Origin of the sequence: Cloacibacterium sp. (genome assembly GCF_047601505.1) — a bacterium.
Classification (GTDB): Bacteria; Bacteroidota; Bacteroidia; order Flavobacteriales; family Weeksellaceae; genus Cloacibacterium.
This window is the reverse complement of sequence record NZ_JASGJD010000001.1, coordinates 3,211,789-3,225,090: the sequence shown is the minus strand read 5'-3', so window position 1 is coordinate 3,225,090 and position 13,302 is coordinate 3,211,789. Positions and strand designations below refer to the sequence as shown.

Below are 13,302 nucleotides of genomic sequence, written 5' to 3'. Positions count from 1 at the left end.
TTTCGAAAATTAATAATCTGCTACTTCATCTAATTGTAATTGAGAAAGAGCGCTTTCTAACTGAGCGTCACTTGGCGCTTTTCCGTGCCATGCGTGAGAACCCATCATGAAATCTACACCATTACCCATTTCTGTATGAAGCATAATAACAACTGGTTTTCCGTTTCCTGTTTTAGATTTTGCAAATTCTAAAGCAGCAATTACAGCTTCTAAATCGTTGCCATTTTTTTCTTCGATTACTTCCCAACCGAAAGCTTCAAATTTAGCATGAAGATTTCCTAAAGAAAGTACGTGTTCTGTACTCCCGTCAATCTGTTGACCATTATAATCTATTGTAGCAATTAAATTATCTACTTTTTTGGCTGCAGCAAACATTAGTGCTTCCCAGATTTGTCCTTCTTGCAATTCTCCATCACCGTGAAGTGTAAAAACTAAAGATTTATCTCCATCTACTTTTTTAGCAAGAGCAGTACCAATACCTACAGAAAGTCCTTGTCCTAGAGAACCAGAACTCATTCTGATGCCTTCTAAATGTTCGTGTGTTGTAGGGTGACCTTGTAATCTTGAATTTAATTTTCTAAAAGTAGAAAGTTCTTCTACCGGAAAATATCCAAATCTTGCCAAAGTACTATAAAAAACCGGAGAAATATGACCGTTTGAAAGATAGAAAACATCTTCTCCTTTTCCTTCCATAGAGAAAGGTAGTTTGTGGTTCATTACTTTACCATAAAGCGCAGTAAAATATTCTACGCAACCAAGGCTTCCACCTGGATGACCAGAATTTACGGCGTGAACCATTCTCAAAATGTCTCTTCTAATTTGTGTAGTGAGTGATTTCAACTCTTCTATTGATTTGCTCATTGATATAGATTTATTCAAGGTACAAAAATATAATTTTTATATGGGATTGAAGGTATTAAATGCTTTATTTTTAGCATCCTTCATTTATAAAAATACTTACTTGGGTTACAATATTGTTTTCTAATTTAAAACTCAATTCTGTAGTAGTATCTAAATCTGACAGATTAAAATAACTTATTGTTTTAGATGTTTTTTCTCCATTATCTTCCCAGCCTTGGTTTACGGAGAAGTTGGGATAATTTTTATAAGCTTCTATAAGTTCATTTTTGGTATTTCCAACGCCCATTCCGCTTTTGGTTTTAAATTTCGGACTTTTGGTAGATAGAGAATAAACCGCAGGAACATTGTTTTCTTTTTCGCTGATGAAAATATTGAGAATTTTAATTTCTATATTTTCGCCTTGAAAGTTTACAGTATTGCTTTTTTCCCATTCATCAAATTGAAGAAGTTTTTTGCCTGCAATTTTTTCGGCTTCATCTGCTTTCATAAAGATTTTGTAAGGTCCAATTCTAAGTGTTGTGAGTTCATAATTTTCTTGTGCAGAAATAACTCCGAAAAAAAGTAGGGTAAGTATTAAAGTTAGTTTTTTCATTATTTATTAAGTTAAAGGTTCACAATAAGTTTTGTTGACAACTCGGTCTCTATATTTCTTTTTATCATTAAAATTTCTAGAAATATTTTGAACAATTTCTGTGTAATTGTCTATGAAATTTCCAAAATCATCAACAATATAATTTCCTTTTTTATCCTTTTTATAATAATAAAACGGTTTTATAGATTTACAATTATCGTGCTCAAAAATGGTATTGAGCATGGTTCTGTCTGAAATACCGCAAGAATGCCCGAAAATAAAAACTTGATATTCTTCTGAATCTATAAATTCTAATAATTTTTTGTAATTATCCGTTTGAAGATAGGCAATAGATTTAAAATTCTCTAAATATCTGTTATCATTTAAATCTTCAAATTCTTGATATTTTTTATCTACATCATCTCCAAAACCAAAAATTATTGGGTTTTCTGGATTGTTTAATTCTCCGTGAATGTGGATTTCTGAAATGTTGTAATCTAAGTAGTTTTTATTGTTACCTTTAATTTCTTTAATGTAATCAGTTATTGTATTTGTATAATTGAAGTTTAGAAATAAAGTTTTTTCAGGTTGAAATTTTTCAATTAATTTTTTTGAATCTCCAAGTTTGTCAAAATGTTCAAAAATAAAATTATTTGCATCAATTTGGTTTAATGTATTTATATTACGAATGAAATATTTAAGGTTTGGATGAAAAGAGTGAAAAGCTGCTGAATGTTCAAATTCTATTAGAGATTTGCATTTATTAATAATTGGCTCTGAAAAAGTATTTATAGCTTTTGATAAAAAGTCTTTAATGTGAAAGTCTAAAAAAATATTGTTCGAAATTTTTTCATTAATACTTATTTCTTTCTCAATTTTTAGTAAATAATTTTCTAAAAAATTTTTTATTTCCTCAAAATCAGAATTTAGTTCATTTATATTTTTTGTCTTTTTTAACTCATTATAATATTCATTTTCTATATCTACCCAATTCATTTCTTGTGTGATTAATGAAATTTTTTTTAAAAGATTATTTATTTCAACTTTAAATAAGTTCGAGTCTAAATATGCTAAAAAATCAGAATGATTTGATATTTCGGGGGTGAAAATGGGTTTTGGAATTATATTATTTTGAAAAATTTTAATGTTTTCATTGATAAAATTTTTTGATTTTTTATTTGTTTTATTTTTTACATCATTTATTAATTTTTCCCAAAAATCATCAATAAAATTTTTATAACTGGTTTTTAAACCGTGAGCTAAATCAAAACCGTTTCCTACTAAAATAAGTCTATTCACAATTATTAATTTTTCTTTAAAATTAAGAAAATTACGATTGAAATTAAAATAAAAAGCATTTTTTGTCATTTTGTATAAATCTCAATTCTTGTAAAATAAATATAGATTCTTTCAGAATGACAAGCGATGTGTTAAAGTTTTAAGCAAAAAAAATCGATTGATTTCTCAACCGAATTTTCAAATTATCGTATGTTTAAATTTTCAAAATTTTACTTTTTGTCTTTCACCAGCCAAAGTCCGAAGAAAGTGAGCAAACCGTTCAGGATAATAAGTTCTACTCCAATTTTGTAATCGGTAAAATTAGTTACCAAATAATTGATAAGATACGTAACAATTGGAGCTAAAATAGTAACCGTTAAAATAGAATATTTCTTAGAAATTTGATGTTTTGTAAAAATTCCAAACGCAAATAAACCTAAAAGCGGACCGTAAGTGTAACCCGCAACTTCCATAATGAGGTAAACGATTGATTTATCGTTTATAGCTTTGAAAATCATAATCAGAACAAAGAAAATAATCGTGAAAATTAAATGAATTTTCATCCTTAATTTTTTCTTTTGTTTTTCGGTTTTGGTTTGGTCTTCGTTTAAATTTAATAAATCTACACAATACGAACTGGTAACCGCCGTAAGAGCGCCGTCAGCCGAAGGAAAAAGTGCAGAAATTAAACCAATAATAAAAATAATAGAGATAAAAAACGGAAAATAGCCTTGCAAAGAAAGAGCAGGGAATAAATCGTCTCCCATGATGTTTTTTACGTTTCCGGCAGCGTCTTTAAAACCAAATAAGTTGGTAATATTTTCTTTTCCATTTACTATTTCGGTTAAATGTCCGTATTCTGCGCCATTTTGCATCGAAAAAAGATAAAGTAAACCTCCTAAGAATAGAAAAGCCAAATTTACCACCAAAAGCGTTCCCGCGAAAGTGAGCATATTTTTTTTGGAATTTTTAAGATTGTCGACGGAAATGTTTTTTTGCATCATTTCTTGGTCTAAACCTGTCATCGCAATGGTGATGAACATTCCTCCTAAAATAGTTTTCAAGAAAAATGTTTTCGAATTAATATCTGTATTAATGAAATGGGTGTAATTTTTACTCGCTAAAATATCAAATGCTTCGGGAGCTGTTAAATTTAAATGAGATAAAATGTAAACGATACAACCTACCAAACTGATAATCATAAATGAAGTTTGAAGCGTATCTGTAATCACAATGGTTTTTACACCACCTTCGAAAGTGTAAAGCAACACCATCAAAAGTATTACCAAAGCCGTCAACCAAAACGGAACGCCCAACCCTTCGAGTAAGAAAATCTGTAAAACATTTACTACCAAATACAATCTTGCTGTAGCGCCAATTGCCCTAGAAATGATGAAAAATAATGAACCAATTTTGTGAGCTTCTACATTAAATCTTTTTCCTAAATAAGTGTAAATGGAAGTAAGATTCATCTTGTAATAAAGCGGAAGCAAAATTCCTGCAACAATGAAATAGCCAATAAAAAAGCCAATTACCATCATGTAATATTCGAAACCGCCAAAAGGATAATCGCCAGAAGTAATTTTGCCAACAGTTCCCGGCACAGAAATAAAAGTAACACCACTTAAACTGGTACCAATCATCCCGAAAGCTACTAGCCACCATTTGCTTTTTTTGTTCCCGATGAAAAAAGATTGATTGTCTGAATTTCTACTGGTAAAATACGAAATAACTAAAAGTCCTATAAAATATACGAAAACGAATAATAGCAATATTTTCGCTGGCTCCATCTGCTTTAAATTTAAGTTGCACAAATATAGTTTTTTTGCAGATTTTAGCGTCTTTTTAAGATAAAGTTTTTAAGATTTCATGTTTTCTCCGTCTCTGAAATGCAATCTTCTGAAAACAAGTCCTGATAAAATAGTTAGAAAACCAACTACCAAAAATGTATATCGAAAAGCATTGTGTACATTTCCTTTGATGAGTTGGGTGTCTCCTTCAAAAAGTTTAAGAACGATTAATCCAAAAGCAATTCCAAAACCTATTGCAATTTGTTGATTTACAGAAACTAAAGAATTTCCACTGCTGGTTTGGCTATCTCTTAAATCTGCTATGGAAATAGTATTCATCGCTGTAAATTGAATAGAATTGAAAAAACCGAGTATAGAAGCCAATGGTATAAACCAATAGATGGAAGTATTAATCCCAGGAATTGCCATTACGCAAATTAAAATTCCAATAATGTAAGTGTTAATCATTAAGGTTTTTCGGTAGCCATAAACATTTAAAATTTTAATAACAGCAGATTTTCCAAACATAGAAGTAATTGCCATAGGAGCAACAATCCATCCAGAAACTACGGCAGATTCTCCGTAAGCAATTTGTACCATCAAAGGAATAAGAAGTGGAATAGAACTAATTCCTAATCTTGTGGCTAAGTTTCCAAGCATACCTACTCTGAAGGTTCTTACCATAAATAAATCTAAAGGAAAAATTGCGTTTTCATCTTTTTTGGCGTGTCTGTAATAAAGGTAAAGAAATACAAATCCTGCGAAAAATACCATTAAAACAGGAGTGATATTTTTAGCATTTCCAAGCCATTCTAAAGAAATAGACAGCAATAAAGAAGCTGCTGCAAAAATGAGAAATCCTTTGAAATCAAAATCTATAATTTTAGAAGTATAATTGGGCATGTATTTAATTCCCAGTACAATTCCTAATAGTCCAATAGGAATATTGATTAAAAAAATCCAATGCCAAGACAAATAATCTACCATATAACCGCCTACCAAAGGTCCCAAAACCGGCCCAATTAATGCTGGGATAATGGCGAAATTCATGGCTTGAAGCAATTCACTTTTATCAAAAGTTTTTATTAAGGCTAATTTTCCAACTGGAGTCATCAAACTTCCGCCAACGCCCTGAATTACTCTTGCAATGACTAAAAATGTTAAATTAGGCGAAAGTGAACAAAGCAACGAACCTAAACTGAACAGAATTAAGGAAACGATAAACACTTTTCTTGTCCCGAATTTATCTGCCAAAAATCCACTTACAGGCATAAACAAAGCCAATGTAAGTACGTAACTTATAATGGCATTTTGCATATTGAGCGGAGATTCATTCAAATCTTTTGCAATGGAAGGCAATGAAGTGTTGAGTACCGTAGAATCTAACATCTGCATGAAAATGGCAGTTGCTAAAATTAAAGGCAAAAGTTTTTTTGTGGTATTGATGTCTTGTGCTTCGTTCTGTTTCATAAATTCAATACAAAATTAAAAAATAAAACCTGCATTTAGTGCAGGTTTTTGATAGTTTATGCGAATGGTTCTTGTTGGCTCAAACAATGGAAACTTCCTAATCCCCAGATAATTTCAGTAGAATCTATTCCTACTACTTTTCTCTCAGGGAAACATTTTTGGATAATTTCTAAAGCTATTTCATCTTTGCTACATCTGTAAGTTGGCACAATAACGTGTTTGTTAGAAATGTAAAAATTTGCATAAGAAGCTGGTAATCTTTGGTCTTCCCAAATTACAGCATCTGGCATTGGTAATTCTATGATATTCAATGGAGTACCGTCTAAAAGTTTCATTTCTTGCAACTCTCTGAGGTTGGTTTGCAAAATTTCGTAATTTTCATCTTCAGGGTTGTCTTCTACAACAGTGAGAACGGTGTTTTCGTTTACAAATCTTACGGTATCGTCTATATGTCCATCGGTATCATCACCAATAATTCCGTCGCTTACCCAAAGAACTTGCTCTTGTCCGTAATAATTTTTAAGATACTCTTCAATTTCTTCTTTGGTAAGATTTGGATTTCTATTTTTGTTTAAAAGACAAGATTTTGAAGTAAGGATTGTTCCTTTTCCGTTAAATTCTACGCTTCCGCCTTCCATTACGATATTTGGATAGAAAACAGGAATTTCAAATTCTTCACCAATTTTTGTAGGAATTACATCATCCAAATCAAACGGAGGATATTTATTACCCCAAGCATTGTAACCCCAGTCTACAATTACTTTTTCTGGTTCTTCACCATTTTTGTTAATCAAAAAAGCAGGGCCGTGATCTCTGCACCATGCATCGTTGGTTTCGTGGAAATAGAATTCAATATTTTCTAGATTTGCGCCAGCCTGCATAATACAATCCATTGCAAATTTTCTCATTTCTTCGTCTTTTACATTAATTCTCACGAATTCGTCTTCGGAAAGAATTTTAATAAATTGACAGTAATAAGGATAAATTTCTTCTAATTTACCTGGCCAAGATTCTTCTTTGTGAGGCCAAGAAAGCCAAGTAGCTTCGTGTTCTTCCCATTCTGCTGGGAAAACGTAGCCTAGTTCTTTCGGTTTTTTTTGTCCGAAGTCTGATGTCTGATGTTCGAAGTTTAATTCGTTCGTTTGATTACTATTTTCGTTATTCATTTTCTAATCTTTTGATAAGAGCGGAAATCATAGTTAGAATTTCTTCACTCATTGAATATATTTTGTCAAAATTTTCTTTAGAAATAATATCTCTTTCTTTTGCAATAAAAATACAACTTACAACTTCTATATTAGAACGTAAAGAATATCTTAAAAATTTGACAAATTCTTTATTAGATTGTCCTGTGGAACCTTCAGCAATATTCAAATTAACAGAATCTGCAGCTCTTTTAATTTGAGAAGTAAGGATAAACATTTCTTCCTTTGGAAATTCTCTTGTAACATTATGAACTAATGACGATAATTCCAAAGCTTTTTGCGAAACTCGTAATTTTTCAAATTTAAAAGCCATTTTATTGTTGGAAGTCAGAAAACTGATGTCCGAAGTTTTTAATTATATTGTTTTAATTCTTTTCAAATTGCAATCTTCTGTCTTTCGACCTCCGACCTTGGACATTAATCCTCGTCTATAAATCTTTTAGTAATAGGGCTATAGGTTTCAATTCTTCTGTCTCTTAAGAAAGGCCAATGTTTTCTGAAATAATCGGTTTCAGATAAATCTAATCCAGTAACTACTACTTCTTCTTGGTCATGAGATGCGAGATACAATAATTTACCTTGAGCGTTAGCAACGAAACTTCCTCCCCAGAATTTCATTGCGCCATCTTGCTCAAAACCTACTCTGTTTACCGAAACTACAGGAACTCCATTTGCCACAGCATGACTTCTTTGTATGGTTTGCCAAGCGTTGTATTGGTCTTGGTTGGTTTCTTCGTCTTGGTCTGTTGCCCAACCAATTGCAGTAGGGTAGAACATAATATCAGCTCCCATCAATGCGGTGATTCTGGAAGCTTCTGGATACCATTGATCCCAACAAATTAAAACACCAATTTTAGCAAATTTGGTTTGAAAAACTTTATAACCTAAATCTCCTGGCGTGAAATAGAATTTTTCGTAAAAAGCAGGGTCATCTGGAATGTGCATTTTTCTGTATTTTCCAAGATAAGTTCCGTCTGCGTCTAAAATTGCGGTAGTGTTGTGGTACAAACCTTGCGCTCTTTTTTCGAAAAGGGAAGCAATAATTACCACGTTTAATTCTTTGGCAACAGCACTCAACGCATCTGTAGAAGGGCCAGGGATGGCTTCTGCTAAATCAAAATTGTCGTAATCTTCTACATCACAAAAATAAAGTGACGTAAAAAGTTCTTGCAAACAAACAATTTGAGCACCTTTTGCAGCGGCTTCTCTTACTTTTTCGATGGCTTTTTGCAAGTTGGTTTCTTTATCTTTTACACAGGTCATTTGTACTGTGCCTACTTTTACTTTTGACATTTTTTTTGGAATTTTTAAATTTCTATTTTGATACAAATTCTATGCAAAAATAGTTTTTTTTTAATGCTTAATCAAATTGTAGATTTCAGTCTTACAAAATAAAAAAAAGTCTGTTCAAATTTTATTGACAGACTTTTTTTATTGTTTAAACTCATTAATCTCTTTCAATAGGATTGTTGTAATAATTTATTTTTTTTAGCAATCTTTCTTTGTATTCTTTGATAAAAGTTGGGTTTATTTCTGGGTTTACTACATCAGCGCCTTGTAAAGGGTCTTTTTTATAATTATTTTTAAGTTTCAGAAAATTTTCTTTAGATACTTTAATTGTTTTAATGTATTTTTCGTTGTGCGATTCTTGTTGGAAAGAACAATTTTCTTTGCAAAAATAATTTCCTTTCAATGTCCATGAATATTCTTTTTCTGAATCTTCAATTTTTACAATTAAACCTGGAAGTCCAAAAAATTTATATGGGCCATCATTGATGGGAATTTCGGTAGTAAACCAAGCGTTCCATTTTCGCCCACCAAAATCTGTTGTTGCTTTTTGAGTGTTATAATTTTCTATTTTTTGAGATTCGTTGCTAAGTTTCCAATTAAAATTTATCTTTTCTACATAATTGAAATTCTGAACTTCTCCTATTACTTCTTTTTGTGTTACAATGCCATTTTCTTTAATAATTTTGACAGAGTTTTTAGGTGAATTATTGGAAAAGGTTTTCCAATCAAACAGTTCGAATTTAGAAGGGTTTTCGTTTGACGCAGTAATAATTGAATCATGAACAGCAAGTTCTTGGTTTAGATAAAGTGATTTTTTGTCTTTAATGTCAAGAACTGTAAGAAGTTTTTCAATTTTGCTAGAGTCTTTGTTAGGTTTATAGTTTAATTCATAATAAAATCTGTTGATTTGAGAAAATGCTAAAATATTCAATAAAAGAAAACTGAAAATAAAGATTTTTTTCATGGCTTTGATTTTTCTATAAATTTAGTAAATTTTTTACATAAAAAAGCCTGCCCAAAAAATTTGGACAGACTTCTCTTCATATCAAATCAAATATAATTTCTTAGTAAGAATCTTCGTGTACGGAGATTACAGCTCTACCACTTGGGTCGTTCATTTTTTTGAAAGCTTCGTCCCATTCTAGCGCAATTGGTGTAGAACAAGCTACCGAAGGTACCGAAGGAACCGTAAGTGCTGCTGTTTCGCTAGGGGAATGTTCTTCAAAAATTGTTCTGTATCTGTATTCTTCTTTGTTTTGAGGAGTATTTTGTGGAAAACGGAATTTAGCATTTACCATCATCTCATCTGTTACTTCTTTTTCTGCAATTTCTTTTAAAGTATCTATCCAACTGTAACCAACGCCATCAGAGAATTGTTCTTTTTGTCTCCAAGCGATAGATTCTGGCAATAAATCTTCAAAAGCTTTTCTTAGAACCCATTTTTCAATTTTTGGTTCGTGAGCTGTTACCATTTTATCTGCTGGATTCACTGTCATGGCAATATCCATAAATTCTTTATCTAAAAACGGAACTCTTCCTTCAATTCCCCAGCTCATCAATGCTTTATTGGCTCTTAAACAATCATAAAGGTGAAGTTTTCCTAGTTTTCTTACCGTTTCATCGTGGAATTCTTTCGCGTTTGGCGCTTTGTGGAAATATAAATATCCACCAAAAAGTTCATCAGAACCTTCGCCGGAAAGAACCATTTTAATTCCCATAGATTTTATCACTCTCGCCATTAAATACATTGGCGTGGAAGCTCTAATGGTGGTTACATCGTAAGTTTCTAAATGATAAATTACGTCTCTCACAGCATCTATTCCTTCTTGGATGGTGAAGTGAATTTCGTGGTGAACAGAACCAATATGTTCTGCCGCTTTTTTTGCCGCTGCTAAATCTGGCGAACCTTCCAAACCTACTGCAAAACTGTGTAATCTTGGGTACCAAGCTTCTTGTTCGTCTCCACTTTCAATTCTTCTTTTTGCATATTTTGCAGCGACTGCCGAAATAATTGAAGAATCTAAACCTCCAGAAAGCAATACTCCGTAAGGTACATCACTCATCATTTGTCTGTGTACAGCTTCTTCTAATCCTTTTCTAATAGCTGCGATGCTGGTTTCGTTGTCTTTTACGCTATCAAAATCTTCCCAGTCTCTTTTGTACCATTGTTGCAAAACTTGTCCGTCTTTGCTATATACAAAGTGTCCTGGTAAAAAAGTTTCAATTTTATTACAAACGCCTTCTAAAGCTTTTAATTCTGAAGCTACATAATAGTTTCCAGATTTGTCCCAACCTTGGTAAAGCGGGCAAATTCCCATGTGGTCTCTCGCAACTAAGAAAATATCATTTTCAATATCATATAAAGAAAACGCAAAAATTCCATTCAATTTTTCTATAAAATTTTTACCATCTCTTCTATAAAGAGCAAGGATAACTTCGCAGTCAGATTGAGTTAGAAATTCGTAATCTGGAAATTCTTTTCTCAGTTCTCTGTGGTTGTAGATTTCTCCGTTTACGGCAAGAACTACTTTTCCGTCTTTAGTATATAATGGTTGTTTACCAGAAGTAGGGTCTACAATTGCTAGTCTTTCGTGAGAAAAAATTGTTTTTTCTGATTGAAAAATACCGCTCCAATCTGGTCCTCTGTGTCTAATTTTTTTTGACATTTCTAAGATTTGAGGTCTTAGAGTTTCTGTTTTTTGTTTTGCATCAAACAAGCATACAATTCCGCACATATTTTTATATTTGGTAAGTAATAATTAATAGTTGATTAAATTTCTGATGCAAAAATAAATATTACATTTAAAAATAAAAATAAAAAATATGTTTTGGTTTAAAAAATTAATTAAAAAATTCTTTTTTAGAAATATTTTAAGTTCAAACGCTTATTTAAAGAAAGTTGGTTAATTTTTTTAAGTTGATAAAATTTAAAAATAAAGAAACAAAAAAAAAGCAACCTTTATATAAGATTGCTTTATGATATTTTTTAATTTACAATTTAAACTCTCTCAATCAAAGCCATATAAAATCCGTCAAAACCAGAACTTGGCATTACTTTTTCGTCTTTTATTAATTTGAAATCCGGATTATTTTTTAAGAATTCTGCTACCTGTTCGTTATTTTCACTTGGTAAAATAGAACATGTTGCGTACACTAATTTTCCTCCTTTTTTAATGATTTTAGAATAATCTTGAAGAATCTGAGCTTGTTCTTTTTTAATTCTATCAATAAAATCTTGGTCTATTTTCCATTTAGAATCTGGGTTTCTTTTCAAAACACCCAAACCAGAACAAGGCGCATCAATAAGCAATCTGTCTGCTTTCTCGTGTAATCTTTTAATTACTTTATTGTCTGTAATTTCTCTGGTTTCTATATTGTGAGCTCCCGCACGTTTTGCTCTACGTTTCAGTTCTGCCAATTTCCAACCATGGATGTCCATTGCGATAATTTGACCTTTGTTTTCCATCATTGCTGCAAGGTGAAGTGTTTTTCCGCCAGCTCCAGCGCAAGCATCTACAACACGCAAACCTGGTTTTACGTCAAGAAATTCTGCGATTTTTTGTGAACCAGCATCTTGTACTTCAAAAAGTCCGTCTTTGAAAGCCGAAGTTAAGAATACATTTTTCTTTTCTTCCAATTGTACCGCATTAGCAAAACCTGGCACTTGGAAACTTTCTACATTTTCGTGTTTTAGTTCTTCAATGAGGTGTTTTGCTGAAGTTTTCAGAGAATTGGCTCTTAAAATTGTTGGCGCTTGTTCATTCAAAGCCTTCATTTCTTTTTCCCAATTTTCGCCGAGTTCTTTTTCTAAAGTTTCAGCCAACCAATCTGGAATAGAATGTTCAAAAGCTTTTGTAGGAACAGTTCCTTTTTTTAGTTTGGTAAGAATATCAGCAACTTTAATCCCTTGGAATTCTTCAAATTTTTTGTATTCTGTTTCGCTCCAAAGCAAATACGCAATGATGAGTTTATATATATTTCCGGGTTTTGCACCTTCGCCAATGTAATATTCAAGGCGTTTTTTCCAACGGATAATGTTATAAAAAATCTCCGAAACTACCTTTCTGTCTTCGCTTCCCCATTTTTTATGAGCTTTTAAAAGTCTTTCTATAACTTTATCAGCATATTTATTTTTTTCGAAAAAAGTTTCTTGTAGTGCATCGTGAATACCGATGAGAAGATTTCTGTGTATTAATTCCATTAGAAGATTTTAGATTTTGAATTTTAGATTTTAAATGCTAAAATTTTTGCAAAAATACGGAATTTTTTATTGGAAGATAGAAGAATAAAAAATAGAAGTTTTTAAAAAAGCTAATTACTGAATGCCAATAGCTGAAAGCAAAATAATATCTTTGCAAAAATTAAAAAAAATGAGCGAATTGATGCCTTGCCCAAAATGTGGCAGCGAATTTACCTACGAACAAGACAATCTTTTGGTTTGTAGCCAATGTTTCCACGAGTTTGATCCTGCTGAAGTAGGTGCTGAAGATAAAATTTTTGATAGCAACGGAAACGAATTACAAAACGGAGATTCTGTAGTGGTGATAAAAGATTTGCCTGTAAAAGGAGCTCCAAAACCTGTAAAAGCAGGAACTAAAGTGAAAAATATCAGATTAAGACCAGGTTCGGATCATAATATTGATTGCAAAATTGATGGTTTCGGAGCAATGGCTCTTAAATCTGAATTTGTAAAAAAAGCATAAGTTTTTAAACGCAAAGATTTATTATTCTTTGAAAATATTTTAAGGAAGCAAAATTTGCTGAGTTGAATTCTTTGACTTCGCTCAGGGTGACAAAAAAATCATTTTTTAACGAAGTGACTAAACTAACTTAAAAG

At 31.7% G+C, this 13,302-nt stretch carries 12 protein-coding genes; 1 reads left to right on the top strand and 11 read right to left on the bottom strand.

The features are described from left to right. Positions 1-9 precede the first annotated feature (9 nt). The 11 genes from QM746_RS14545 to QM746_RS14495 form a co-directional block, all read right to left on the bottom strand. Positions 10-861, bottom strand: a complete 852-nt coding sequence (locus QM746_RS14545) for a transketolase (RefSeq protein WP_374361716.1) — start codon at positions 859-861, stop codon at positions 10-12. A 70-nt stretch (positions 862-931) separates the two neighbouring features. Then, entirely contained in the window at positions 932-1,453 is a 522-nt protein-coding gene (locus QM746_RS14540; protein WP_414984881.1) for a hypothetical protein, read from the bottom strand. A gap of 6 nt (positions 1,454-1,459) precedes the next feature. Then, complete coding sequence (locus tag QM746_RS14535) at positions 1,460-2,731, bottom strand: AbiH family protein (RefSeq protein ID WP_414984880.1); 1,272 nt, start codon at positions 2,729-2,731, stop codon at positions 1,460-1,462. Positions 2,732-2,940: 209 nt separating this feature from the next. Further along, on the bottom strand, positions 2,941-4,500 hold the full coding sequence (locus tag QM746_RS14530) for a sodium:solute symporter (RefSeq protein ID WP_414984879.1): 1,560 nt from the start codon (positions 4,498-4,500) through the stop codon (positions 2,941-2,943). Positions 4,501-4,569: 69 nt separating this feature from the next. Then, positions 4,570-5,970 carry an MFS transporter gene (locus tag QM746_RS14525; protein ID WP_414984878.1) on the bottom strand — a complete coding sequence of 467 codons (1,401 nt, stop codon included), beginning with the start codon at positions 5,968-5,970 and terminating at the stop codon, positions 4,570-4,572. A gap of 56 nt (positions 5,971-6,026) precedes the next feature. Then, positions 6,027-7,136 carry an agmatine deiminase family protein gene (locus QM746_RS14520; RefSeq protein WP_414984877.1) on the bottom strand — a complete coding sequence of 370 codons (1,110 nt, stop codon included), beginning with the start codon at positions 7,134-7,136 and terminating at the stop codon, positions 6,027-6,029. Continuing rightward, on the bottom strand, positions 7,129-7,488 hold the full coding sequence (locus QM746_RS14515; RefSeq protein ID WP_414984876.1) for a four helix bundle protein: 360 nt from the start codon (positions 7,486-7,488) through the stop codon (positions 7,129-7,131). Before QM746_RS14515 ends, QM746_RS14520 begins: the two co-directional genes overlap by 8 nt. Positions 7,489-7,592: 104 nt before the next feature. Further along, complete coding sequence (locus QM746_RS14510; RefSeq protein ID WP_414984875.1) at positions 7,593-8,468, bottom strand: carbon-nitrogen hydrolase; 876 nt, start codon at positions 8,466-8,468, stop codon at positions 7,593-7,595. A 154-nt stretch (positions 8,469-8,622) separates the two neighbouring features. Continuing rightward, positions 8,623-9,429, bottom strand: a complete 807-nt coding sequence (locus QM746_RS14505) for a GLPGLI family protein (RefSeq protein ID WP_414984874.1) — start codon at positions 9,427-9,429, stop codon at positions 8,623-8,625. A 100-nt stretch (positions 9,430-9,529) separates the two neighbouring features. Next, positions 9,530-11,200, bottom strand: a complete 1,671-nt coding sequence (gene asnB, locus QM746_RS14500) for an asparagine synthase B (protein WP_414984873.1) — start codon at positions 11,198-11,200, stop codon at positions 9,530-9,532. Between the two features lie 263 nt (positions 11,201-11,463). Continuing rightward, a complete protein-coding gene (locus tag QM746_RS14495; protein ID WP_414984872.1) occupies positions 11,464-12,666 on the bottom strand; it encodes an RsmB/NOP family class I SAM-dependent RNA methyltransferase in 1,203 nt (400 codons plus the stop codon). Positions 12,667-12,835: 169 nt separating this feature from the next. Between QM746_RS14495 and QM746_RS14490 the strand changes: the two genes are divergently transcribed. Next, positions 12,836-13,168 carry a zinc ribbon domain-containing protein YjdM gene (locus QM746_RS14490; protein WP_069799390.1) on the top strand — a complete coding sequence of 111 codons (333 nt, stop codon included), beginning with the start codon at positions 12,836-12,838 and terminating at the stop codon, positions 13,166-13,168. Positions 13,169-13,302 lie beyond the last annotated feature (134 nt).